This window comes from Citrobacter sp. On2M (genome assembly GCF_018035235.1).
GTDB lineage: Bacteria > Pseudomonadota > Gammaproteobacteria > Enterobacterales > Enterobacteriaceae > Citrobacter > Citrobacter meridianamericanus.
In genome coordinates, this window is sequence record NZ_WPCV01000004.1 from 1,063,482 (window position 1) to 1,087,254 (window position 23,773).

A 23,773-nucleotide genomic window follows, 5' to 3' on the forward strand; every position below is an offset into this window, starting at 1 on the left:
CCGTTGAGAAAAGTCAGGTGCGATACGCCTTTTTCAGTGAATCCACCAGCACTTCAGAGGCGGTAGATAACTTATGATGTGCCGAACGCAAAACGCCGATCCGACGTTGGATCACCGGCGTATCCAGATCGATACAGATTGCGCCCAGCTCGGTCATTTGCGTACGGCACAATGCTGGCACGGCGCTGCCGCCCAGTCCACTCGCCACCAGGCGACCAACTGTCACCAGTTGATGGCTCTCCAGCGCCACCTCCAGCGTATGCCCGCTTTGTACCAGCTGTTCTTCCAGCATCAGACGCACGGCGGAAGGCCGTTGCAGGGTGATGAAATCCAGCGTCAGCAGTTCGCGCCACGCAATACGATCCCTCCCCGCCAGTCGGCATGTCGGCGGCACAATCGCAATAAAACGATCCACGCCGAGCGGCGTGAAATGCAGATGACCTGAGTAGTCAGGCTCAAAGGCGATACCCATCTCTACCCGCCCTTCGCTGACCATCTCAATCACCTGTTCGTTGATCACATCGTGTACCGTTACGTTGATACCAGAGTAAGAGTCACGAAATGTTTTCAGTACCGATGGCAGGACGTTAGCGGCAAATGAAGGCATGGCGGCAATCGAGATTTTACCGCGCTGCAGCGTAAAGTGTTGGCGCATTGCCTCTTCCGTATTCTCCCAGTCCGCCAGCAGTTGTCGTCCCATGTTCAGCAGCGTTTCTCCCTCCTGCGTCAGGGTCACTTTGCGGGTGGTTCTCAACAGTAACGCCCCGCCCAGGGAATCCTCCAGTCCTTTAATCGCCAGGCTTAATGCGGGTTGCGACATATTCAGTCTTTCACTGGCATGAGCAAAATTCAGAGTGTGAGCTACCGCTAAAAACGCGCGTAACTGTTTGATGCTCATTCCCATTTCGCATTCCCTTAACTTGTTGAATACCTTTAATTAACATTAAATTGATAAAAAAACCCAATGATTGAGTCACAAATTTAAAATTAACAAATCATTTTTCACCCCCAATGATGTCGGCAAGGACAACTGGAGGGGCAAGTGTATGGCTGGACTGGATAAACGGGTTGCCACTTATCAAGAGGCGCTGGAAGGACTGACCGATAACATGACGCTGCTGGCGGGCGGTTTTGGTTTATGTGGGATCCCTGAGAACCTGATTGCCGAAGTACGCCGTCGGAAAGTTCAGGGGCTTACGGTGGTGTCAAACAATTGCGGCGTGGATGGTTTTGGCCTTGGTGTACTGCTGGAAACGCGGCAGGTGCGTAAAGTTGTCGCATCCTATGTGGGTGAGAACGCTCTGTTTGAGCAGCAGGTACTCAACGGCGAACTGGACGCTATCCTGACGCCGCAAGGCACGTTGGCGGAGCAACTTCGGGCAGGCGGCGCGGGGATCCCGGCATTCTTTACCGCAACCGGCTACGGAACCCCGGTCGCACAAGGAAAAGAAGTTCGTGAATTTGCCGGACGCCCGTACATCCTGGAGCAGGCAATTACTGGTGATTTTGCCTTGGTTAAGGGCTGGAAAGCCGACTGGTACGGCAACGTTATTTACCGTCACACCGCACAGAATTTTAATCCACTGATGGCCGCGGCCGGGCGAATCACCGTCGTGGAAGTCGAAGAAATTGTCCCTCCCGGAGAGCTTGACCCCGCCGCTATTCACACCCCAGGAATTTTTGTTAACCGCATTATTCAGGGGCAATTTGAAAAACGTATTGAACAACGCACCCTTCGCCACAAAGGAGCCTGACCATGTTAACGCGTGAACAAATGGCGATGCGTGTCGCCCGCGAGCTGCGCGACGGTTATTACGTCAACCTTGGGATTGGTATTCCCACTCTGGTGGCGAACTACATTCCCGATGGCATGGATGTCATGCTGCAATCAGAAAACGGTTTGCTGGGTATGGGCCCGTTCCCCACGGAAGACGAAATTGATGCAGACATGATCAATGCCGGAAAACAGACCGTTACAGCGCGCAAAGGCGCGGCGATCTTCGACTCGGCGCAATCCTTCGCCATGATCCGCGGTGGCCACGTCGATCTGACGGTACTCGGCGCGTTTGAAGTGGATGTTAACGGCAATATCGCCTCATGGATGATCCCCGGAAAAATGGTGAAAGGCATGGGGGGCGCGATGGATTTGGTTGCTGGTGCTGACAACATCATCGTGGTGATGACGCATGCCTCCAAAAGTGGTGAGTCGAAACTGCTTCCCTCCTGCACCCTGCCGCTGACCGGCGTGGCCTGCATTAAACGCGTGCTTACCGATCTGGCGCTGCTGGAGATCGCCGATGGCGCGTTCATTCTGCGTGAGCGTGCGCCGGGCATCAGCGTGGATGAGATTGTCGCCAGAACAGCCGGCAAGCTGATCGTTCCCGAAAACGTCCCCGAAATGCAATTTAGCTGAGGATCTGACCATGCAGGATGTTGTTATTGTCGCCGCAACGCGTACTCCGATTGGCAGTTTTCATGGCGCGTTGGCGCCGCTTTCCGCCGTTGAGTTAGGCTCGGTAGTGATCCGTTCTCTGCTGGAAAAAACCAACCTGGCGCCTGAACAAATTGATGAGGTGATTTTAGGTCAGGTACTAACGGCAGGCTGCGGCCAGAATCCGGCCAGGCAAACGGCGTTACGCGCAGGACTGCCGGCAACCACGCCCGCGTTAACCATTAATCTGGTGTGCGGTTCGGGCCTGAAGGCGGTGCATCAGGCGGTCCAGGCGATTCGCTGCGGCGATGCGCAAATCGTAATAGCCGGTGGTCAGGAGAGCATGAGCAATGCGCCCTATTTTCTCGACGGTGCGCGAGCCGGTCTGCGGTTGGGCCATGCCAGTATGAAAGACAGCGTGGTACATGACGGCTTGTGGGATGCGTTCAACGATTATCACATGGGAATTACCGCGGAAAATCTGGCGGATAAATTCGTTATCAGTCGCGAGCAGCAGGACGCCTTTGCTCTGCGTTCCCAGCAAAAAACGGCTGCCGCCATGGAAGCCGGTCGTTTTATCGCGGAAATCACGCCGGTCATCGTCCCGCAGGGTAAAAAACCGCCGCGCGTTGTGAACCATGACGAACAGCCTCGCCCGGATACCCTGGCTGAGAAGCTGGCGCTGCTCAAACCAGCGTTTCGCCCTGGTAACGGCACAGTGACCGCCGGGAACGCCTCTTCAATCAACGATGGTGCCGCCTCAGTGATGTTGATGAGCGCCGCCAAAGCAGCAGAACTCAATCTGCCGGTTCTTGCCCGGGTGGCGGGCTACGCCGTTTCCGGCGTCGACCCTTCCATTATGGGCATTGGGCCGGTAGAGGCCACACTCCAGTGCCTGAAGCGAGCAGGCTGGACGTTGAATGATGTCGATCTCATTGAAGCCAACGAAGCCTTCGCCGCACAAGCGCTGGCGGTTGGTGAATCCCTGAACTGGGACAGCGACCGGGTGAACGTAAACGGCGGTGCGATTGCGCTGGGCCATCCCATCGGCGCATCAGGTTGCCGAATTCTGGTGACGCTGCTGCACGAAATGGCGCGTAGTAACGCGACCAAAGGGCTGGCTACGCTGTGCGTAGGCGGCGGTCAGGGCGTAGCCCTGGCGGTAGAGCGTTTGCAGGAGGTCCCTCATGCAAAGTAAATATGTCTGCGTATTGGGCGCGGGTTTAATGGGCGTCGGTATTGCCACCCACTTTGCTCGTTATGGTCACGATGTCTGGCTGTATGACACCGATAGCGACCGAATTGCTGAAATTGGCGCCGTTGCCAGCGGTATTCTGGATGAACTGATCACCGCCGAAAAGTTTGCCGCTGACGAAAAAGATCAGGTTGTGAGTCGTCTGCACGGTACGACTTCGCTACCGGAGATTGCTGCGTGCGGATTACTGATTGAAGCCATCCCGGAGCGGCTCGGGCTCAAGCACGCGTTGTATGCGCAACTGGAAAAACTGATCGCGCCGGAGGCCGTCATTGCCAGTAATACCAGCGGCCTGCCGCCGGATGCGCTGGCAGAAAAGCTCGCCCATCCTGAGCGGCTGCTCATCGCCCATTTCTGGCACCCGCCACATTTTATCCCGCTGGTCGAAATTGTCCCCGGCACCGCCACGAAACCGGAATACCTGCGTGAGCTGCAACAGCTGCTGCTCTCGATGCAACTGGAAGCCGTCGTCCTCGACCGCGCAGCACCTGGTTTTGTCGGTAATCGCCTGCAATTTGCGCTGCTGCGTGAAGCATTACATATCGTAAAAAGCGGTATCGCCAGCGCAGAGGTGGTGGATCAGGTCATGCGCGCCTCGCTCGGTCGCCGCTATGCGATGGTTGGCCCGCTGGAGGCGGCAGATATGACCGGACTTTCTACGGTGCAGGACATTTGTCGGCATCTGCTGCCGGAACTGGCCACCGGTAGCGACATGATGTCGCTGGTCGCGGATAAGGTTGCCTCTGGTGATACCGGCTTGCGCAGCGGCCAGGGGTTTTATCGCTGGGATGATTCGCGCAAGGAGTATATCCAGCAACGCCGAGAGCATCAGCTGCGCTTTGCCCTGAAACCGTAACTTCTCTTTCTGTACCCCACTATAACAATGATATTGAGGAGTCATGATGAGTGTATTAATCGCCCTGGCAGCGCTGGGCCTGCTGATGCTGGCAGCCTATCGCGGGTACAGCGTTATCCTGTTTGCCCCCATCGCGGCATTAGGTGCTGTATTGCTGACCGAACCCAGCGCCGTTGGCCCTGCCTTCACCGGCCTGTTTATGGAAAAAATGGTCGGTTTTGTGAAGCTTTACTTCCCGGTATTTTTACTGGGAGCGGTATTTGGCAAGTTAATTGAGTTATCCGGTTTTTCTCGATCGATCGTTGCCGCCGCCATCAATATTCTCGGGCGTCGTCACGCCATTCCGGTGATTGTGTTGGTGTGTGCGCTGTTGACCTACGGCGGCGTGTCGCTGTTCGTGGTGGCGTTTGCGGTGTATCCGTTTGCGGCGGAACTGTTCCGCCAGAGCAATATTCCGAAGCGCCTGATCCCGGCAACCGTGGCGCTGGGCGCGTTCTCATTCACCATGGATGCGCTACCTGGTACGCCGCAAATCCAGAACATTATTCCAACCAGCTTCTTCGGGACTAACGCCTGGGCCGCGCCTTGGCTGGGTCTGATCGGTTCCGTGTTTATCATCGTTGTCGGTCTGGTTTATCTCGAACGCCAGCGCCGTAAAGCACAGGCGAAAAACGAAGGCTATGGCACTGAACTGTTAAATGAACCGGAAACGCCGGATAACATTAACCTGCCGAACCCGATAATTGCTATCTCGCCGCTGATCCTGGTCGGGGTATTTAACCTGCTGTTTACCCGCTGGATCCCCCAATGGTATGGTGCCACGCATCAACTGGAACTTCCGGGTCTTGCCAAACCGATTACCACCGAAGTCGGTAAAATCACCGCTATCTGGGCGGTAGAAGCAGCGCTGATCTCTGGGATCTTGCTGGTGGTGGTGTTCGGCTATCGCAACATTAAAGGTCGCCTGGCGGAAGGCAGCCGAACGGCGGTTGGCGGCGCAATCCTCGCGGCCATGAACACTGCGTCAGAATACGGTTTTGGCGCGGTGATCGCCGCCCTGCCCGGATTCCTCGTACTGTCAAAAGCGCTGGCTGCCATTCCCGATCCGCTGCTCAATGAGGCAATTAGCATCACCACGCTTGCCGGGATCACCGGTTCAGCATCTGGCGGCATGAGTATTGCGCTCGCCGCCATGTCGGACACCTTTATCGCTGCCGCTCATGCCGCAAATATCCCACTTGAAGTCTTCCACCGCGTCGCCTCTATGGCCAGCGGAGGCATGGATACTCTGCCGCATAACGGGGCGGTGATTACGCTGTTGGCTATTACCGGTCTCAGCCACCGTCAGGCGTATGGTGGGATTTTCGCCATTACCATAATTAAAAGTCTGGCCGTGCTGTTTGTGATCGGCGTTTTCTACACCACCGGAATTGTTTAAGGAGAATCATCATGAACTTAACGGGAAAAGTAGCCCTGGTTACCGGCTCTACCAGCGGTATCGGATTAGGCATCGCGCAGGTGCTGGCGCAAGCAGGCGCGACGTTAATCCTCAACGGATTTGGTGATGTCGATGCCGCCAAAGATGCCGTTGCGCAGTATGGCAAAACACCGGGCTATCATGGCGCAGACTTAAGCGATGAAGCACAAATTGCCGACATGATGCGTTATGCCGAAAGCGAATTCGGTGGTGTGGATATTCTGGTCAACAACGCCGGGATCCAGCATGTTTCACCGGTAGAGACCTTTCCGGTTAATAAGTGGAACGCGATTATCGCTATTAATCTCTCTTCTGTTTTTCACACCACGCGTCTGGCACTTCCCGGCATGCGCACGCGTAACTGGGGGCGCATCATTAATATCGCCTCTGTTCATGGTCTGGTGGCGTCAAAAGACAAATCCGCTTATGTGGCAGCGAAGCATGGCGTGGTGGGTTTAACCAAAACCATTGCGCTGGAAACCGCGCAGACGGGAATCACTTGCAATGCGCTGTGCCCCGGCTGGGTGCTGACCCCGCTGGTCCAGCAGCAGATTGATAAGCGTATTGCCGACGGGGCTGAACCTGATGCAGCGCGTGACGCTCTGCTGGCGGAAAAGCAGCCGTCACGCGAATTCGTTACGCCGGAACAGCTGGGTGAGCTTGCGCTGTTTTTGTGCTCAGACGGTGCGGCGCAGGTACGTGGCGTCGCGTGGAATATGGATGGCGGCTGGGTGGCGCAATAAATTACATTGGCCGGATAAGACCCCGTCGTATCCGGCGCATACTTATTAAGACTTCAGTTGATAATCCAGTGTAATTTCCGCGTTCAGCACCTGGGATACCGGACAACCAGCTTTCGCTTTCTGGATGATGCCGTCAAATGTGGCGGCATCTATCCCCGGGACGCTTACCTGGCTGTGCAACGCCACTTTGGTGATAGCAAACCCGGCATCCACTTTATCCAGAGAAACGTCGGCTGTAGTATCAATGGCATCTGGCGTAAAACCTGCTTCGCCCAGCATGAGCGAGAGCGCCATTGAGAAGCAGGCTGCATGGGCCGCGCCAATCAACTCCTCAGGATTGGTGCCTTTCACTCCTTCAAATCGTGTATTAAACCCATACGGTTGCTGATTCAACACCCCACTTTCGGTCGACACGGTACCTTTCCCGCGCTTGATGTCGCCTTCCCAGTGTGCCAGACCTTTCTTATGGATAGTCATTATCGCTCTCCTGTGTTGTCGTTGGAGTTACAAGTATAGGACGGCTGAGAAAAAGCATGACACATAAGGGATAGTTCTCATTTCCTGCTTAAGCATTGACCTTTCAGATAAAATGACCGACCATCCAGAAAGCCGTTATGTTGAACATCGGCTTTCTATCAGGTTGTATTTCGTCCGTTCTTATACGGGCTCGCCCTTGAAACCAGTAACAGGATAAAGGAGTTAGAATGAAATCGAACCGTCAGGCCCGCCATATTCTTGGACTGGACCACAAAATCTCAAATCAACGCAAAGTCGTGACCGAAGGTGACAAAACCAACGTGGTCAATAATCCTACCGGAAGAAAGCGCCGCACTGACGGCAAATAGCCTTTCGCACGTATGACTGAGTAACGAGATAAACACCATTGCAACCGCAGTGGTGTTTTTGCTTATAAAACCCCTTAACCCATTCACAATGCTTTATACTTCGCCTGTTTCCCTGGCGGACAGGCCCGATACGATCATAAGAGTGCCAGGGACGGTTATTCAAAAAAGAGTGAGTGACATGGAAAACGAAACTAAAAAATTGCGTTCCCTTTACATCCCTTACGCTGGCCCGGTACTGCTGGAATTTCCTTTACTGAATAAGGGGAGCGCTTTCAGTGTGGAAGAACGCCGTAACTTCAACCTGCTGGGTTTACTGCCGGAAGTGGTCGAGACGATTGAAGAACAGGCCGAACGTGCCTGGATCCAATATCAGGGATTCAAAACCGAAATCGATAAACATATTTACCTGCGCAACATCCAGGACACTAACGAAACCCTGTTTTACCGACTGGTGCATAATCACCTTGATGAGATGATGCCGGTTATCTATACCCCAACAGTAGGCGCGGCCTGTGAGCGTTTCTCTGAGATCTATCGTCGCGCACGCGGCGTGTTTATCTCTTATCAGAACCGCCACAATATGGACGATATCCTGCAAAATGTTCCTAACCACAATATCAAAGTTATCGTCGTCACCGATGGGGAACGTATTTTGGGTCTTGGCGATCAGGGGATCGGCGGGATGGGTATTCCAATCGGTAAACTGTCGCTGTATACCGCGTGTGGCGGGATTAGCCCGGCTTACACTCTGCCAGTGGTACTGGACGTCGGGACTAACAACCAGCAATTGCTGAACGATCCACTGTATATGGGTTGGCGTAATCCGCGCATCACCGATGATGAATACTACGAATTTGTTGATGAATTTATCCAGGCTGTGAAGCATCGCTGGCCTGACGTGCTGTTGCAGTTTGAAGATTTTGCGCAGAAAAACGCCATGCCGCTGCTGACCCGTTATCGCGACGAAATTTGTTCATTTAACGATGATATTCAGGGCACCGCGGCGGTGACCGTCGGTACGCTGATTGCGGCCAGCCGTGCGGCGGGTAGCCAGCTGAGCGAGCAGAACATCGTTTTCCTCGGGGCGGGTTCCGCCGGTTGCGGGATTGCCGAGCAGATCATCGCGCAAATCCAGCGTGAAGGTTTAAGCGAAGAAGCCGCGCGTCAACGTGTGTTCATGGTCGATCGCTTCGGCCTGTTAACCGATAAAATGCCCAACCTGCTCTCTTTCCAGACCAAACTGGTGCAAAAACGCGAAAATCTGCAGCACTGGGATACGCAAGAAGATGTACTGTCGTTGCTCGACGTGGTCCGTAACGTTAAGCCGGACATCCTGATCGGGGTTTCCGGACAGGTTGGCCTGTTTACCGAAGAGATCATTCGCGAAATGCACAAGCATTGCCCGCGTCCGATCGTCATGCCGCTGTCTAACCCGACTTCCCGCGTAGAAGCCACGCCGCAGGATATTATCGCCTGGACCGAAGGCAACGCACTGGTTGCGACCGGTAGTCCGTTCGCACCGGTAGTGTGGAAAGAGAAAACTTATCCTATCGCCCAGTGTAATAACGCGTACATCTTCCCGGGTATTGGCCTCGGCGTGATTGCTTCTGGCGCTAAGCGCATTACCGATGAAATGCTGATGTCGGCCAGTGAAACGCTGGCACAGTATTCACCGCTGGTGCTCAACGGCGAAGGATTGGTGTTGCCTGAGCTGAAAGACATTCAGACCGTGTCCCGCGCCATTGCGTTTGCCGTCGGTAAAATGGCCCAACAGCAAGGTGTGGCGGTGAAAACGTCCGCTGAAGCGCTGCAACAGGCGATTGACGATAATTTCTGGCAGGCAGAATATCGCGATTACCGTCGAACCTCTATCTGACGCTTTGCCCGGTGGCACGTTGCTGCCGGGCAATTTTTATCATTCAATTAACAAAGGCGTTATATCGACTATTGCTCTGAAAGTTCAAGCTCTGCAATAACCGGCAAGTGATCGCTCGCAGTAGACCACGTGAACTCTGGCGAATTATGTGGGATCTCCAGATTTTTAACGTTCCACTTCTGGCCTTTAAATGTGAAAATATGGTCAATATCAATCGCCGGGTTTACGGCTGGCCAAGTACGAGTATCCATCCCTTCTTTTGTGACTTCATTGAAAAAATAACGTATTTCTTTAAGTGGCTGCTCATCCCGGGTCGAATTGAAGTCCCCTGCCAGGATCTTGATTGAAGATGCAATATCCTGGAAATCAGATGTTGCATCACCAATGCTGATATCTAACAGGTAACGCGCCTGCTCTGTCCGCATTGTGGGATCTTTTTGCCAGTCGAGATGTGTCACCATAATAATAGGCGCGGAATCAAAGCCGGGTACGTCAACCTGCGCCAGGAGCACCACGCGTTGTTCCGCGTTTCCCGAGGGTAGTTTCACGACCTGCGAATGCAGGATTTTATATTTGGAGAGAAGACCTAAGCCGTACTCACCACCATCGAAATCAAGGGCTTTACCGAAGGAATAATGTAGGTTATTGGCCTCAGCGATTTTTTTGAGTTGATCAATCTTTTGGCTACGTCCCGTTTTGTTATCAACCTCTGGAACAGCAATAATATCGGCATCAATTCTTTTAATCGCCGAATTAAGTGCTGTAAAATCCTTTACATCAGCAGAGGTTTCATTTTTACCAATGTTATAGGTGGCAATCTTTAAATGCGGTTTTTGTTGTGAGTAAATTTTGTCAGGCACCCCACCTTTTTGAACTTTAAGTATTTCATTTCCAGCAAGTTTCTCATTTGCCTGAGCATTTGCAAGTAAACATCCCAGCGCAATCATCGTGAATGTAATTGTTTTTTTCATATCATCTATTCTCCAAAAAATAAAATAGTGAGAAGAGGATACTGGAGAATTTCGACTGTTGTTGTGATCGTTAACTCATGCTTTTGACGCGAAGAAAATTAACTTTTGAATAATTATCCTGTGTTCATGGTTTCTGCATTAACGTAACGTCCAACATGCCAGGTTTCACGGCCATACGTTCGAAACTTGCACTACTGCGTAACTTGCGATTACACTTTCACCATCGATTAACATTCGGAAATATAAAAGGAGGATACTTATGCTGTACTGTGAACGTTTCATCGTTTCACATGCTTTTGGCGATCGCCAGTGCTCAAGCGTTATCGGTATCGTGCTGCGATAACTTCTGCTTGAGCGAAGCTAACTTCTAAATCCCCTTCTCTCGGGCTTACCGGGTTATCGTCAGCGATGTTTGACGAGGCGTTTTTACGCCTGTAACTCTTGAGTAAGCAACAATGAGCACATTACTAACCGCACAATCCTTACACGTTGATACGGCATTTGGCACGCTATTCGACGATCTCACATTTACCCTGAAAAAAGGCGACCGCATCGGGCTTATCGGCTATAACGGCTGCGGCAAAAGCACGTTGTTAAAGCTGCTTGATGGCACCATTTCTCCCACCAGTGGCGTAATCGCGCAGGCGAATTACTGTCAACTCGCCCGTGTAGAACAACATTTACCCGACGATGTACTGCCGCTAACGTTGCAGGAGGCGGTTCTTGCTCAACTTCCCGAACATGAGCGCGCCAGCCAGCAGTGGCGAGTTGAAGCGTTACTCGCCGAAATGGGCTTTACGTCGGAGAATTTGCACCTCACTGCACAGACGCTGAGCGGCGGGCAGCACACGCGGCTTTTATTAGCGCGGGCGCTGATGCGAAATCCCGATCTGCTGCTGCTGGATGAACCGGGTAACCATCTGGATTTGCCAACATTACTGTGGCTGGAACAGTTCTTACAGAACTGGTCTGGCAGTTTTGTGGTGGTTTCTCACGACCCACAATTGCTGGATGCGGTGACGCAGGGAACCTGGATCCTGCGCGATCGTACTCTCCATGCCTTCGATCTACCCTGCAGCGAGGCGCGTCAGGCTCTGGCAGAAAGAGACGCCAGCGATGCTCTGCGCCATAAGGCTGAACAAAAGGAGATAGACCGGGTTACCGCCAGCGCTAAACGGCTGGCAACCTGGGGGCGGGTCTACGACAACGAGGATTTGTCCCGCAAAGCGAAGCAGATGGAAAAGCAGGTGCAACGCCTGAAGGACGTTCAGACGGAAGTGACCGCAGGAAGTCAGTGGACACTAACATTGCATGGCGATGCCCTGCGTGCAGATCGTTTACTGGAGATGACTAATTTGTCGGTGGCCCCTGCTCCCGGCGCAGATACGCTGTTTTCCATTGCCGGAATTCGGTTAAAAAGCGGCGATCGGGTGGCGATTGTCGGACGCAACGGTTGCGGGAAATCTTCGCTGTTAAGGCTTATCTGGCAACAGTTTCAGTCACAGCTGGTATCACCTTCGCTGGTGTTGCACCCGCGCGTTACGTTGGGGTATTACGACCAGACGTTGCATCAGCTTGCCGATAGCGATTCGCTATTTGACGCGCTGGAGCCTTTTGCGCCTCAGCCTGATATCCGCAAAATGGCGCTGATTAGCGCGGGTTTTCCGTGGATCCGCCACGCGCAGAAAGTCAGTGTTTTAAGTGGTGGTGAGCGCTCCCGGCTGCTGTTTGTTGGGCTCTCGCTAGCTCGCTACGGCCTGCTGATGCTCGACGAACCGACCAACCATCTGGATCTGGAAGGTAAAGAGGCGCTGGCAGCAACGCTGCAAAGCTACCACGGCGGCGTGTTGCTGGTCAGTCATGACCGTCAGCTTATTAGCCAAAGCTGCAACCGGTTTTGGTTTATCGACGAGGGTGAGCTTGGCGAATGGCATGACCTGGAGGCAATCAACGCGCGTATTCAGGGCGCCACCAGTGAGTTAATGGTGCATAACAGTGTGGCAAAGGTTGTTCCTGCTCCCCATCGCAGTGGAGATGAAGTACTGGAAAAACTTCTTGAGCTGGAGCAGCGGCTGGCCGACGACCTCGCCCGCAAACCGAAGCATCAGAAACCGCAATTACAGACGCAATGGCGGAAGGAGATTGCGCGTCTGAATTCACAACTGGAGTAAACCCATTGCCGGACAGCGGCGTTGGCCCTGTCCGGCAAATCTTGCGTGACTTGTTTCTTCATGGAAGAACATCTGGCGTTATGGCGAAGCATGTCCGACGATTGCGTGCGACACAGACTCGCTGTTATCGATGTGGCCAGCCATATTACTGATATCAATATGCCCGGTTATAGGTTGCATCCACTGGCGGGCGATCGCGACGGCATATGGGCAATTTCTGTTTCAGGTAACTGGCGCATTACCTTTGAATTTGTCAATGGCGACGCGTACATATTGGACTACGAGGATTATCATTAATGAAGATGGCAAAAAAACGTGGATATTTCACGCCTGCGTAAGCTGGCAGTGCAGTGATAAAAGTGAATGCCGGATACGCTAACGCCATCCGGCATTTCATTTACTGCTTCGGCTGTTTTTCTTTCCAGGCATCCCATGCCTGCTTGATCTCTTGTTTCGCGGTGGCTGCATCGTTAAAGCCATTTAACTCTACTTTTTTACGCCCTTCCGGCAACTCTTTATACACGCGGAAAAACGACTCCAGTCGTTGCACTTCGATCTTTGGCAAATCGCTCAACTCTTTGATGTCGTCATAGGTGGGGTCAATTTTGCTTGCCGGCACGGCGACAATTTTATCGTCCTTTTCCCCGCCATCGATCATCTTCAGCACGCCGATCGCGCGCAACTTGATCAGCGTTCCCGGGGCCAGCGGTGCCCGGGTATAGAAAATCACATCCAGCGGGTCACCGTCACCTGCCAGGGACTGGGTCAATGAACCGTAGTTTGCCGGATAGACAACCGGCATCGACTGGAAGCGATCGGCGACGATAAAGCCGGTTTTCGCATCGGTTTCATATTTTATGATCCCGCCTGCCGGGATTTCAGTCACGGCATAAAACTCTTCCGGGTTATTCTCCGGCTGCGGAAAGTCGAGGATATTCTGCGCCTGAACGGACGCACAGAGAAATACGCTGACTGCGAGTAATGTTTTCACCAGATGCATTGTCTTTTAACTCTTCTCTTAATGGAAAGACAACACCTTACGTTTACCAGATGACAGAAACATGACGTTTTTTTGGCAAAAAAAATGGCGCTACGTCGGTAGCGCCATTTTTATCAGCAGAACGTTAATGGATTATTGTAACCCTTCCTCGTTCTCTTTTTTGGCTTCGGCCTTTTCAACTTCACGATACCAGCGCGGGTGGTGTTTCTTCGCCCAGCGGCGACTCACCTTCCCTTCGACCATGCCCTTAATCGAACCTTTCACCCAAAATGCCATATACATATGGATGAGGATCGCGTGCATCAGAATGATGCCCGCCGCAGCATGGATTAACAGGCTGTAGCGGACAACCTGCATCGGGAAAAACTGCGCAAAGTACGGACGCCAGATAATGATGCCGGTAATCAGCAGCACGAAAATCATGCTCATGATCGACCAGAACATCATTTTTTGTCCGGCGTTGTATTTGCCCACATCCGCCACCTTGTGTTCATTGCCCTTCAGCACTTCGACAATGTTTTTCAGCCACGGAATATCTTTCTTATCCGGGATGTTGTGGTGCACAAAGCGTACAAACATGAACATTAGCGCGACGAAAATCAGCAGACCGAAGAACGGGTGCAAAATGCGCCCCATCTGTGGCGTACCGAAGGTTTGCGTCAGCCATTGCAGCGTCGGGAAGAAAAACGAAATCCCCGACAGTGCCACCAGAAAGAAGCAGATCACCACCGTCCAGTGACAGGCGCGGTCGATAAACTTCGTGCGCACAATCATTTTCGACTTACTCATGATGATCCTCCTCGTCGTCGTCCACTTCCTTATTCGGACCAATACCAATGTAGTGATAAATCAGTCCGGCGAAGGTGGCGATAAATCCGGCAGCGGCCAGCGGTTTCAGCGCTCCTTTCCACAGATTGATAGAAGTATCGATCTTAGGTTCTTTCGGCAGACCGTGATACAGCTCCGGCTGGTTGGCATGATGCAGAACGTACATGACGTGCGTGCCCCCCACACCTTCCGGGTTGTAGAGACTGGCGTGTTCAAAACCACGTGCTTTCAGTTTTTCCACACGCTGCTCGCCCATTTCCAGCATTTCCTGCTTGGTGCCGAAATGTATTGCCCCGGTTGGACAGGTCTTCACGCAGGCAGGTTCCTGCCCAACGCTGACGCGATCCACACACAGCGTACATTTATACACGCGGTTATCCTCTTTATTGAGGCGCGGAATATTAAATGGACACCCGGCAATACAGTAGCCGCAGCCAATGCAGTGCTCTGACTGGAAATCGACAATCCCGTTGGCATACTGAATGATTGCCCCGGCAGATGGGCATGCTTTCAGGCAGCCCGGATCTTCACAGTGCATACAGCCGTCTTTACGAATCAACCATTCCAGCTTGCCGTTCTGTTCGGTTTCGGTGAACCGCATCACCGTCCAGGACTTAGCGCTGAGATCGGCGGGGTTGTCATACACCCCTACGCAGTGGCCGACTTCGTCACGGATATCGTTCCATTCTGAGCATGCCACCTGACAGGCTTTACAGCCTATACAGGTGGAGACGTCGATTAGCTTCGCAACTTCGGCTTTGTAATCACGGCCCTGAGGCGGCGGCGTGATGGAGTTTGTTGCGGACCTTTTGATGATGTCCTGCGTTTCCATAGACATTTGTTCGCCCCCTTACGCCTTCTCGATGTTAACTAAAAACGCTTTGTATTCCGGCGTTTGCGAGTTTGCATCACCGACATTCGGCGTCAGGGTGTTGGCGATAAAGCCTTTACGCGCGACTCCTTCAAAGCCCCAGTGAATTGGGATCCCAACCGTTTCAACCTGCTGACCGTTGACGTTCAGGGTACGCAGACGACGAGTGACGACAGCAACTGCGCGAATAAATCCACGCTTGCTGCTGACTTTCACGTAATCGCCATTGTTAATTCCCTTCGCTGCCGCCAGTGTTTCGCTGATTTCCACAAACTGCTCTGGCTGGGCAATCGCATTCAGTAATGCGTGCTTGGTCCAGGTATGGAAATGTTCGGTCAGACGATAGGTTGTCCCGACGTACGGGAAATCCTGCTTCGTCCCCATGCGTAATTTATCCGCCTCGTACAGACGTGCTGCCGGGTTGGAGATCACGCTCGGGTGCAGCGGGTTAGTACCCAGCGGTGTTTCCATCGGCTCGTAGTGTTCCGGGAACGGCCCTTCCGCCATTTTATCGATAGCGAACAGACGACCCAGCCCTTCCGGCTGCATAATAAACGGATTAGTGCCACTGCCCGGTGCCGCGGTGCTGAAGTCCGGGATATCGTTCCCCGTCCACTTCGTGCCGTTCCACTGGATCAGCATACGTTTTGGATCCCACGGCTTGCCCTGCGGATCCGCCGATGCGCGGTTATACAGGACGCGACGGTTCAACGGCCATGCCCAGGTCCAGCCCAGCGTATTACCAAGACCTGACGGGTCGGCGTTATCGCGGTTGGCCATCTGGTTGCCCTGCTCGGTCCAGCTACCGGTATAAATCCAGCATGAGGATGAGGTCGTTCCATCATCGCGAAGGAGTGCAAAGCTGCTGAGCAACTGACCTTTCTTCGCAATTAGCACGCCGTTGGCGTCATAGAGATCTTCCAGCGCATAGCCGTTATTCTCTTTCGCCACTTCCTCGGAATGCGGTTCGTCCGGTTGCTTATAGTTCCAGCTCATTTTCAGCACCGGCTCTACGGCCTTACCGCCTTCAGTGCGATACATATCGCGCAGACGGTGGTAAATACCGGCCAGAATTTCGCCGTCGTTGCGGGCTTCACCCGGCGCATCCTGTCCTTTCCAGTGCCACTGCAGCCAACGGCCGGAGTTGGCGATGGAGCCATCTTCTTCCGCAAAGCAAGTGGATGGCAGACGGAAGACTTCGGTCTGAATAGATGCCGGGTCGACATCGTTAGACTCGCCGTGGTTCTGCCAGAACGTTGAGGTTTCAGTCACCAGCGGATCGATTACCACCAGATACTTCAGTTTACTCAGCGACTGCACCACTTTGTTTTTATCCGGGAAGGACGCAACCGGGTTAAAGCCCTGACAGATGTAGCCGGTGACTTTCCCGCTATCCATCATGTTGAAGTATTTAATGACGTCGTAGGACTGATCCCACTTCGGCAGCCAATCAAAGCCCCAGTCGTTCTCTTTTTGCGCCGCATTGCCATAGAAAGACTTCATCAGACTGACGAAGAATTTCGGATAGTTGCCCCAGTAGTTAACCTGATCGGCTAACGTGGCTTTCGGCGTATTCGCGGCCAGATAGGTTTGCAGATCCGCGTGTTTCTCTGACGGCAGCGTCAGGTAGCCCGGCAGACTGGTCGACAGCAGACCTAAATCAGTTAACCCCTGAATGTTGGAGTGACCGCGTAAGGCGTTAACCCCACCACCTGCCATCCCCATGTTGCCGAGCAACAACTGGATCATCGCCATGGTACGGATGTTCTGCGCCCCGACGGTATGTTGAGTCCAGCCCAGCGCATACAGGAAGGTGGTTGTGCGATCGGCTGCGCTGGTGGAAGCCAGCACTTCGCAGACTTTCAGGAAGTCTGCTTTTGGCGTACCGCAGATGTTTTCCACCACATCCGGCGTGTAGCGGGAAACGTGCTGTTTTAACAGATTCCAGACACAGCGAGGATGGCTTAACGTTTCATCGCGTTTCGCGTAGCCGTTTTCATCGAACTGATAGTTCCAGGACGATTTATCGTATTGGCGTTTTTGTGCGTCGTATCCGCTGAACAGACCGTCTTCAAAAGTAAAGTCATCCCGCACCAGCAGGCTGGCGTTGGTGTAATGCTTCACGTATTCAGCATTGATTTTGTTGTTTTCAATCAGGTACAGCAAAACACCTGACAGGAACGTGATGTCCGTGCCGGAACGAATCGGCGCGTAAATATCTGCCACCGAGGCTGTACGGGTGAAACGAGGGTCAACAACAATCAGCGTGGCATCATTGTTGTTTTTGGCTTCCATCGCCCAGCGGAATCCCACCGGATGTGCTTCAGCGGCGTTACCGCCCATCACCATCACGACGTTGGCGTTTTTAATATCTACCCAGTGGTTGGTCATCGCACCGCGACCAAATGTTGGAGCAAGACTTGCTACCGTTGGTCCGTGTCAGACGCGTGCCTGGTTATCAACTGCCAGCATGCCGAGAGAGCGCACAAATTTTTGCGTCAGCATGCCGGTTTCATTACTTGCCGCAGATGCACACAGCATCCCGGTAGAAAGCCAGCGGTTAACCGTTACGCCCTGCTCATTCTTCTCAATAAAATTGGCGTCGCGGTCAGCTTTCATCAGTTTCGCGATGCGGGTAAAGGCATCATCCCAGCTGATACGCTGCCATTTGTCGGAGCCAGGAGCGCGATATTCCGGGTAACGCAGACGGTTTTCGCTGTGTATGTAATCCAATAATCCTGCGCCCTTAGGACATAATGCCCCACGGCTCACCGGATGATCCGGATCCCCTTCAATATGGTAAATCGATTCTTTGGCGTTTTTAGCTCCATCACCCAGGCTATACATTAATAGCCCGCAACCTACGGAACAGTATGTGCATGTGTTTCGGATCTCTTTGGCGCGTAACAACTTATAGTTTCGCGCCTGAGCCAGTGCCATTTTGGGTGCAAAACCCAGAGCGGCTACTGTTGTTCCCGCCATACCGCCCGCGCAGATTTTAAAAAATTGTCTGCGGCTGACGTCCATTGCTTTCCTCTTTTTTGCAGGGGTTCGTACAGGAAATCTCTCAAATTGCGCCAGCGCGGCTGTTTGAAAGATGACATGTACAACTTCGCGACGAAACTATCAGCTATATCCATATTTTTTTTGCGTCAAATCAATAACGAAACGGTTCCGCTACTAAATAGTGCTCTTTGCTTAACCTTTGTACTCATAAGGGAGTAGGTAAAAGGTAATTAATTAGCGTGCTATGGTGCAAAAGTGCTATAAATTTCAGCTTAATTTTTGCCAGTATCATGGACAGACAAATAGCATGACAAAACAAAAAGCAACGTTGATTGGGCTGATTGCCATTGTGCTCTGGAGCACCATGGTGGGTCTCATTCGTGGAGTAAGTGAAGGACTGGGGCCAGCGGGTGGCGCGGCAATGATTTTTTCATTAAGCGGCTTGTTGCTGATATTTACTGTTGGCTTTCCTGATATCAGAAAAATCCCTGTACGTTATTTGATCGCCGGTAGTGTGCTTTTTGTGAGCTATGAAATATGTTTAGCGCTGGCCCTGGGTTATGCCGCAACTCGTCATCAGGCCATTGAGGTCGGCATGGTCAACTATCTCTGGCCAAGCCTGACAATATTATTTGCCATTTTATTTAATGGCCAGAAAACAACCTGGTTGGTGGTTCCCGGATTAATCATCGCATTGACCGGGGTCTGTTGGGTATTGGGGGGTGAAAATGGTCTCAATCCTGGTGAAATTATCAGCAATGTCGCTACCAGCCCGCTTAGCTATTTCCTCGCCTTTCTCGGAGCTTTTATCTGGGCAACGTATTGCACGGTGACCAATAAATATGCAAAAGGTTTTAATGGCATCACCGTCTTCGTTTTACTGACGGCTGCAAGTTTGTGGGTTTACTATTTTATTACTCCTCAGCCGGAAATGGTTTTCAGCACGTCGGTGACGATTAAAATGTTCACCGCTGCATTAACGTTAGGATTTGCCTATGCTGCGTGGAATATCGGTATATTGCACGGTAACGTGACCATCATGGCTGTTGGGTCTTATTTTACCCCGGTGCTTTCCTCCGCATTGGCTGCTGTATTGCTCAGTGCTCCGCTGTCCCTTTCCTTCTGGCAAGGTGCGCTGATGGTCTGCGCTGGCTCGCTGCTTTGCTGGCTGGCAACGCGGCGCGCCTGAAAAAATACGGGTTTTATCACAAATAAATAAAACCCGGCTATACTTTAGACAAATTGATGAATAATAATTGTTCATTCTGTCTGCGCTTTATGTTTATATTTGTTTAATTAAATGTTAAATATGTGGTAATTAATTAACGCCCGAAAATATTATGCGGTTATCCATATCCCTTCACATGTATATATTACACCTGAGAAACTAACACTATTTAAATCATAGGGCTGGCAATAGTCCCCTATGTAAATATACCCATTCAGATCTGTCACATATAAAGATTAATGCAATCAGTTATATTATGTAGATCTGGATCACACAACTTCAAATATTTCGCAATATTATGAAACTTATTATTGAACTTATACCACTGCGTCATTTAAAAATAGTTTGCCATTGACGAACCCCTCGTTTAGCAATGGTTTAGGAAACACACCAAGAAATAATTATAAGGATTATTTAGAATGAAACTTAAATTAGTTGCAGTGGCAGTGACTAGCCTGTTGGCGGCAGGTGCAGTAAACGCAGCTGAGGTATATAACAAAGACGGTAACAAACTGGACCTGTACGGTAAAGTTCACGCTCAGCACTACTTCTCTGATGACACCGGCAGTGATGGCGACAAAACTTATGCACGTATGGGTTTCAAAGGCGAAACTCAGATCAATGACCAACTGGTTGGTTTTGGTCAGTGGGAATATGAATTCAAAGGCAACCGTTCTGAATCCCAGGGTTCCGACAAAGACAAAACTCGTCTGGCATTCGCTGGTCTGAAGTTTGCTGAATACGGTTCTTTCGACTACGGTCGTAACTACGGCGTAGCCTACGACATCGGCGCATGGACCGACGTTCTGCCAGAGTTCGGTGGCGATACCTGGACCCAGACTGACGTATTCATGACTGGCCGTACTACCGGCGTTGCAACCTACCGTAACACCGACTTCTTCGGTCTGGTTGAAGGTCTGAACTTTGCTGCTCAGTACCAGGGCAAAAACGACCGTTCTGACGTCAAAGAAGCTAACGGTGACGGCTTCGGTTTGTCTACCACTTATGAGTATGAAGGCTTTGGCGTAGGTGCTACCTATGCGAAATCTGACCGTACCGATTCCCAGACCCGTGCTGGCAGCGCATTCAAAGCTGACGGTAAAAACGCTGAAGTTTGGGCTGCTGGTCTGAAATATGATGCGAACAACATCTATCTGGCAACCACCTACTCCGAAACCCGCAACATGACCACCTATGGTTCTGTAAACGGTATCGCTGAAAAAACTCAGAACTTTGAAGCTGTTGCTCAGTACCAGTTCGACTTCGGTCTGCGTCCGTCCGTTGCTTACCTGAAATCTAAAGGTAAAGACATTGCAGTATACGGCGACCAGGATCTGGTTGAATACGTAGACCTGGGTGCTACTTACTACTTCAACAAAAACATGTCCACCTTCGTTGATTACAAAATCAACCTGCTGGATGACAACAACTTCACCCGCGCTGCCGGTGTAAGCACAGACAACATCGTAGCTGTTGGTCTGAACTACCAGTTCTAATTTTGTTGTAGCCTGAATACAAAGCCAGTCCTTCAGGGGCTGGCTTTTTCTCTTGATGTAGACTCGGTCATAAGGAGTATGCCGTGCAGACATTCACTGGTCGTTGTCTTTGCGGACAGAGTCATTTTACCGTCGACGTCGAAATGCTGGATGTCTATGCCTGCCACTGTACGCTATGTCAAAAGTGGTCTGGAGGCATTGCTATGTATCTGGAATCCAGCACTCACCCTCAGATGTCGCCAGATTCAGCCGAACCCTCACACTTTCCTTCTTCAAATCGTGGGGAACGTTTCTTCTGTTCCGGTTGCGGATGTCCCCTGTGGTTTACCCTAACGGGCAGCGATCGTTATTTTGTGCCGTGGACATTGCTGGAACTGAACGAGGTGGATCGCCGCCGCCTGGTGTTAGCGGCAGAGATCTATACGGAAACACAACCTGCGTTCTGGAGACTGACGGGGCAATACGCTCGACTGAGTGGAAAAGAAGTCGAAGAGATGGATTACCCCTGTCATTTAGCCCATTAGTTAATGACGCTGTACCTTTGCCAGACTGAACCACATTCCTACCGCCAAAACGATAAGCATGCTGCCGGCACTGCTTAAGGCCACGCTGTGCGACCAGGTAAAGGCTTCTCTGGCTGCTGACAACAACGCCTCACTCAGGGACGCCGGAAGCGAATGCGCCAGTTGTACCGCCTCACCCATTGACGATGAGGCTCGCTCTATTTCCTGCGGATTAAGTCCCGCAGGCGGCAGAATCGAGGCTGAAAAGCTACGGCTCAACAACAAACCAAAGATAGCAATCCCAAGCCCGGCCCCCAGTTCATAAGCCATTGTTTCGATGGCGCCTGCGGCAGCAGCTTTTTCTGCCGGTGCTGCCGCCATGATAGCCGCCGTTGAGGCCAGGAGCGCGCTGGCGGCGCTAAAACCGAGCAAAGCCATCAATATCCAGGCCTGAATCTGCTGGGTACTAAAGTCCGTCATTGCCAGACCGTAAAAACTGACGGCGCTCAGCGCCATACCCGCCGTTGCCACGCAACGTAATCCCAGACGTGATACCAGCATACCAGCGATCGGTCCGCTGAAGCCGCTGGCCAGCATCACCGGTAGCATAAATAACCCCGCCTGATACGGCGTTAAGCCATGTACAAACTGCAGCTCCTGAGCCATCAGCAACTCAAAACCAACCAGAGTAATCATCGCCGTCATCGCCATAACTACGCCGCTTAAAATAATACGATGCGTGAACAGCCGCATATCAATCATCGGGCGCGCGGCCGCAAGCTGGATACGCACGAACTGCCCCAATAATAACGCACCAATTATCAATGTCAGTACGATGACCACGATCGCTGTATGCCCTTTCAACGCCGTTTTCGCGCTGTAAACCAGCAGCAGAATGGCGACAATCAGCATTATCGCATGACCGAAGTTTAACGATTGATCGCGTCGTCCGGCCTGGCGCGGCACATAACGCGCGGTTAATGCCATAACCACCAGGACAATGGGCACATTGATTAAGAACACGGAACCCCAATAGAAGTTCTCCAGCAGCATGCCGCCCACTAACGGTCCAAATGCGGCACCACCGGAACCCACGGCTGCCCACACGCCCAGCGCCATATTACGATGACGTTGCTCGGCAAAGGTTGCGCGGATACCCGCAAGCGTTGCTGGCACAATCATCGCCGCACCAATCGCCAATACGGCCCGCGTGGCAATCAACCAACTGGCGCTGTGGGCAAAGGCGGCGGCCAGCGATGCCAGACCAAACAAGCCTCCACCTAACAGCAGCAAGCGTTTAAAGCCAATGCGATCGCCCAGCGCCCCCATGGGCAACACCATACCGGCCATTACCAGAGAATAAATATCAATGATCCACAGCAGCTCGTTACCACTGGCACCCAGCGTCATACTCAGCGTGGGCGCGGCAACATGCAGCACCGTTGCATCAATCGCAACAGGGATGTAGACCAGCACAATAATCACTAACGTTAACCACTGACGAAACATAAAATTCCCTTCGAAACTAAAACTGGACACATGTCCAACTTCAGCGATCCTACGGAAAATTGAACATATGTCCAACTTTTTGTTACACTGTGTGCTAAACGGGTATGGGAGGAACGATGAGCTATCTGAATCGGGATGAACGTCGGGAAGTGATTCTGCAGGCGGCAATGCGCGTCGCGCTTGAGGAAGGATTTACCGCCATGACGGTGCGGCGTATTGCCACGGAAGCTCAGGTGTCCACCGGCCAGGTACACCATCACTTTACGTCTGCCGGTGAGTTAAAATCCCTCGCTTTTGTGCAACTGATCCGTACCCTTCTGGATGCCGAACTGGTCAGCGCAAACGCCAGCTTCCGTGAACGGCTTCACGCCATGCTGGGCAGTGAAGACGGCGGGTTCGAACCCTATATTAAACTGTGGCGTGAAGCACAGGTTCTGGCGGATAAAGATCCGGAAATCAAAAGTGCTTACCTGCTGACCATGCGGATGTGGCACGAAGAAACCGCCGCTATCATTGCTCAGGGACAGAAAGCAGGTGAGTTTTCTCCAGGCCCGGATGCTACCGATGTGGCCTGGCGTTTGATTGCGTTGGTCTGCGGTCTGGATGGCATCTATGTATTAGGCATTGAAGAAATGGCCGATCCTGCGTTCAAGCGCCATTTGGATCGTATGATTACGTTAGAGTTAGTTAATTGATGTTATAGATGA

At 52.1% G+C, this 23,773-nt stretch carries 21 protein-coding genes and 1 pseudogene; 14 read left to right on the plus strand and 8 right to left on the minus strand.

The genetic code is table 11. The features are described from left to right. Nucleotides 1-13: 13 nt before the first annotated feature. Entirely contained in the window at nt 14-904 is an 891-nt protein-coding gene (locus On2M_RS15415; RefSeq protein WP_210905091.1) for a LysR family transcriptional regulator, read from the minus strand. A gap of 142 nt (nt 905-1,046) precedes the next feature. On the opposite strand from On2M_RS15415, the gene On2M_RS15420 reads away from it, so the two are divergent. Genes On2M_RS15420 through On2M_RS15445 form a run of 6 tightly spaced genes read left to right on the plus strand, consistent with a single transcriptional unit; the run spans nt 1,047 to nt 6,762 of the window. Beyond that, nucleotides 1,047-1,754, plus strand: a complete 708-nt coding sequence (locus On2M_RS15420; RefSeq protein ID WP_187259651.1) for a CoA transferase subunit A — start codon at nt 1,047-1,049, stop codon at nt 1,752-1,754. Nucleotides 1,755-1,756: 2 nt separating this feature from the next. Next, nucleotides 1,757-2,413 carry a CoA transferase subunit B gene (locus tag On2M_RS15425; RefSeq protein ID WP_151219240.1) on the plus strand — a complete coding sequence of 219 codons (657 nt, stop codon included), beginning with the start codon at nt 1,757-1,759 and terminating at the stop codon, nt 2,411-2,413. 10 nt (nt 2,414-2,423) lie between these two features. Further along, nucleotides 2,424-3,629 carry an acetyl-CoA C-acetyltransferase gene (locus On2M_RS15430; RefSeq protein ID WP_210905092.1) on the plus strand — a complete coding sequence of 402 codons (1,206 nt, stop codon included), beginning with the start codon at nt 2,424-2,426 and terminating at the stop codon, nt 3,627-3,629. Further along, on the plus strand, nt 3,619-4,542 hold the full coding sequence (locus On2M_RS15435) for a 3-hydroxyacyl-CoA dehydrogenase family protein (RefSeq protein WP_151219242.1): 924 nt from the start codon (nt 3,619-3,621) through the stop codon (nt 4,540-4,542). The genes On2M_RS15430 and On2M_RS15435 overlap by 11 nt, the downstream gene beginning before the upstream one ends. A 43-nt stretch (nt 4,543-4,585) precedes the next feature. Continuing rightward, complete coding sequence (locus On2M_RS15440; protein ID WP_210905093.1) at nt 4,586-5,980, plus strand: GntP family permease; 1,395 nt, start codon at nt 4,586-4,588, stop codon at nt 5,978-5,980. Between the two features lie 11 nt (nt 5,981-5,991). After that, a complete protein-coding gene (locus On2M_RS15445) occupies nt 5,992-6,762 on the plus strand; it encodes a 3-hydroxybutyrate dehydrogenase (RefSeq protein WP_210905094.1) in 771 nt (256 codons plus the stop codon). Nucleotides 6,763-6,807: 45 nt separating this feature from the next. Here On2M_RS15445 and On2M_RS15450 read toward each other — a convergent pair whose 3' ends face one another. Beyond that, nucleotides 6,808-7,239, minus strand: coding sequence for an OsmC family protein (locus On2M_RS15450; RefSeq protein WP_210905095.1), 432 nt, complete (start codon nt 7,237-7,239; stop codon nt 6,808-6,810). A 227-nt stretch (nt 7,240-7,466) separates the two neighbouring features. On the opposite strand from On2M_RS15450, the gene sra reads away from it, so the two are divergent. After that, a complete protein-coding gene (gene sra, locus On2M_RS15455; protein ID WP_079937903.1) occupies nt 7,467-7,607 on the plus strand; it encodes a stationary-phase-induced ribosome-associated protein in 141 nt (46 codons plus the stop codon). A 178-nt stretch (nt 7,608-7,785) separates the two neighbouring features. After that, nucleotides 7,786-9,483 carry a malate dehydrogenase gene (maeA, locus tag On2M_RS15460; RefSeq protein WP_151219245.1) on the plus strand — a complete coding sequence of 566 codons (1,698 nt, stop codon included), beginning with the start codon at nt 7,786-7,788 and terminating at the stop codon, nt 9,481-9,483. Nucleotides 9,484-9,551: 68 nt separating this feature from the next. On the opposite strand, the gene On2M_RS15465 is transcribed toward maeA, so the two are convergent. Then, nucleotides 9,552-10,454: an endonuclease/exonuclease/phosphatase family protein gene (locus On2M_RS15465; RefSeq protein WP_151219246.1), complete on the minus strand. Its 903-nt coding sequence runs from the start codon at nt 10,452-10,454 to the stop codon at nt 9,552-9,554. 455 nt (nt 10,455-10,909) lie between these two features. Here On2M_RS15465 and On2M_RS15470 point away from each other — a divergent pair, with 455 nt between their 5' ends. Continuing rightward, entirely contained in the window at nt 10,910-12,625 is a 1,716-nt protein-coding gene (locus tag On2M_RS15470; protein WP_210905096.1) for an ABC-F family ATP-binding cassette domain-containing protein, read from the plus strand. 80 nt (nt 12,626-12,705) lie between these two features. Then, a pseudogene (locus On2M_RS15475) lies at nt 12,706-12,922 on the plus strand (type II toxin-antitoxin system RelE/ParE family toxin). Between the two features lie 100 nt (nt 12,923-13,022). Here the strand turns inward: On2M_RS15475 and On2M_RS15480 are convergent. From On2M_RS15480 to fdnG, 4 genes are all read right to left on the minus strand, one after another. Next, the gene (locus tag On2M_RS15480; protein ID WP_151219248.1) at nt 13,023-13,625 is read right to left on the minus strand and encodes an inorganic diphosphatase; all 603 of its coding nucleotides are present in this window, start codon (nt 13,623-13,625) and stop codon (nt 13,023-13,025) included. A 132-nt stretch (nt 13,626-13,757) separates the two neighbouring features. Then, nucleotides 13,758-14,414: a formate dehydrogenase-N subunit gamma gene (fdnI, locus tag On2M_RS15485; RefSeq protein WP_151219249.1), complete on the minus strand. Its 657-nt coding sequence runs from the start codon at nt 14,412-14,414 to the stop codon at nt 13,758-13,760. After that, complete coding sequence (gene fdnH / locus On2M_RS15490) at nt 14,407-15,291, minus strand: formate dehydrogenase subunit beta (protein ID WP_210905097.1); 885 nt, start codon at nt 15,289-15,291, stop codon at nt 14,407-14,409. Before fdnH ends, fdnI begins: the two co-directional genes overlap by 8 nt. Nucleotides 15,292-15,303: 12 nt before the next feature. Beyond that, on the minus strand, nt 15,304-18,351 hold the full coding sequence (gene fdnG / locus On2M_RS15495) for a formate dehydrogenase-N subunit alpha (protein ID WP_210905098.1): 3,048 nt from the start codon (nt 18,349-18,351) through the stop codon (nt 15,304-15,306). A gap of 286 nt (nt 18,352-18,637) precedes the next feature. On the opposite strand from fdnG, the gene yddG reads away from it, so the two are divergent. The 3 genes from yddG (at nt 18,638) to On2M_RS15510 (ending at nt 21,578) form a co-directional block, all read left to right on the plus strand. Beyond that, a complete protein-coding gene (yddG, locus tag On2M_RS15500) occupies nt 18,638-19,519 on the plus strand; it encodes an aromatic amino acid efflux DMT transporter YddG (RefSeq protein WP_151219251.1) in 882 nt (293 codons plus the stop codon). 458 nt (nt 19,520-19,977) lie between these two features. Next, nucleotides 19,978-21,054 (plus strand): porin OmpC, encoded by a 1,077-nt coding sequence (gene ompD / locus On2M_RS15505; RefSeq protein ID WP_210905099.1) that lies wholly within the window; start codon nt 19,978-19,980, stop codon nt 21,052-21,054. 143 nt (nt 21,055-21,197) lie between these two features. After that, the gene (locus tag On2M_RS15510) at nt 21,198-21,578 is read left to right on the plus strand and encodes a GFA family protein (protein ID WP_151219502.1); all 381 of its coding nucleotides are present in this window, start codon (nt 21,198-21,200) and stop codon (nt 21,576-21,578) included. On the opposite strand, the gene On2M_RS15515 is transcribed toward On2M_RS15510, so the two are convergent. Then, nucleotides 21,579-23,066 carry an MFS transporter gene (locus tag On2M_RS15515; protein WP_210905100.1) on the minus strand — a complete coding sequence of 496 codons (1,488 nt, stop codon included), beginning with the start codon at nt 23,064-23,066 and terminating at the stop codon, nt 21,579-21,581. Between the two features lie 116 nt (nt 23,067-23,182). On the opposite strand from On2M_RS15515, the gene On2M_RS15520 reads away from it, so the two are divergent. Next, nucleotides 23,183-23,761, plus strand: coding sequence for a TetR family transcriptional regulator (locus tag On2M_RS15520; RefSeq protein WP_210905101.1), 579 nt, complete (start codon nt 23,183-23,185; stop codon nt 23,759-23,761). The last annotated feature ends 12 nt before the right edge of the window (nt 23,762-23,773 follow it).

What these genes read in the sequence shown, in the direction of transcription:
- On2M_RS15480 (WP_151219248.1), bottom strand. Translation starts at nt 13,625, where the DNA reads ATGCATCTGGTGAAAACATTACTCGCAGTCAGCGTATTTCTCTGTGCG.
- On2M_RS15430 (WP_210905092.1), top strand. Translation starts at nt 2,424, where the DNA reads ATGCAGGATGTTGTTATTGTCGCCGCAACGCGTACTCCGATTGGCAGT.
- On2M_RS15420 (WP_187259651.1), top strand. Translation starts at nt 1,047, where the DNA reads ATGGCTGGACTGGATAAACGGGTTGCCACTTATCAAGAGGCGCTGGAA.
- On2M_RS15445 (WP_210905094.1), top strand. Translation starts at nt 5,992, where the DNA reads ATGAACTTAACGGGAAAAGTAGCCCTGGTTACCGGCTCTACCAGCGGT.
- fdnH (WP_210905097.1), bottom strand. Translation starts at nt 15,291, where the DNA reads ATGTCTATGGAAACGCAGGACATCATCAAAAGGTCCGCAACAAACTCC.
- On2M_RS15435 (WP_151219242.1), top strand. Translation starts at nt 3,619, where the DNA reads ATGCAAAGTAAATATGTCTGCGTATTGGGCGCGGGTTTAATGGGCGTC.
- On2M_RS15520 (WP_210905101.1), top strand. Translation starts at nt 23,183, where the DNA reads ATGAGCTATCTGAATCGGGATGAACGTCGGGAAGTGATTCTGCAGGCG.
- On2M_RS15470 (WP_210905096.1), top strand. Translation starts at nt 10,910, where the DNA reads ATGAGCACATTACTAACCGCACAATCCTTACACGTTGATACGGCATTT.
- On2M_RS15450 (WP_210905095.1), bottom strand. Translation starts at nt 7,239, where the DNA reads ATGACTATCCATAAGAAAGGTCTGGCACACTGGGAAGGCGACATCAAG.
- On2M_RS15425 (WP_151219240.1), top strand. Translation starts at nt 1,757, where the DNA reads ATGTTAACGCGTGAACAAATGGCGATGCGTGTCGCCCGCGAGCTGCGC.
- On2M_RS15465 (WP_151219246.1), bottom strand. Translation starts at nt 10,454, where the DNA reads ATGAAAAAAACAATTACATTCACGATGATTGCGCTGGGATGTTTACTT.
- On2M_RS15510 (WP_151219502.1), top strand. Translation starts at nt 21,198, where the DNA reads ATGCTGGATGTCTATGCCTGCCACTGTACGCTATGTCAAAAGTGGTCT.
- sra (WP_079937903.1), top strand. Translation starts at nt 7,467, where the DNA reads ATGAAATCGAACCGTCAGGCCCGCCATATTCTTGGACTGGACCACAAA.
- fdnI (WP_151219249.1), bottom strand. Translation starts at nt 14,414, where the DNA reads ATGAGTAAGTCGAAAATGATTGTGCGCACGAAGTTTATCGACCGCGCC.
- ompD (WP_210905099.1), top strand. Translation starts at nt 19,978, where the DNA reads ATGAAACTTAAATTAGTTGCAGTGGCAGTGACTAGCCTGTTGGCGGCA.
- yddG (WP_151219251.1), top strand. Translation starts at nt 18,638, where the DNA reads ATGACAAAACAAAAAGCAACGTTGATTGGGCTGATTGCCATTGTGCTC.
- On2M_RS15440 (WP_210905093.1), top strand. Translation starts at nt 4,586, where the DNA reads ATGATGAGTGTATTAATCGCCCTGGCAGCGCTGGGCCTGCTGATGCTG.
- On2M_RS15515 (WP_210905100.1), bottom strand. Translation starts at nt 23,066, where the DNA reads ATGTTTCGTCAGTGGTTAACGTTAGTGATTATTGTGCTGGTCTACATC.
- On2M_RS15415 (WP_210905091.1), bottom strand. Translation starts at nt 904, where the DNA reads ATGGGAATGAGCATCAAACAGTTACGCGCGTTTTTAGCGGTAGCTCAC.
- maeA (WP_151219245.1), top strand. Translation starts at nt 7,786, where the DNA reads ATGGAAAACGAAACTAAAAAATTGCGTTCCCTTTACATCCCTTACGCT.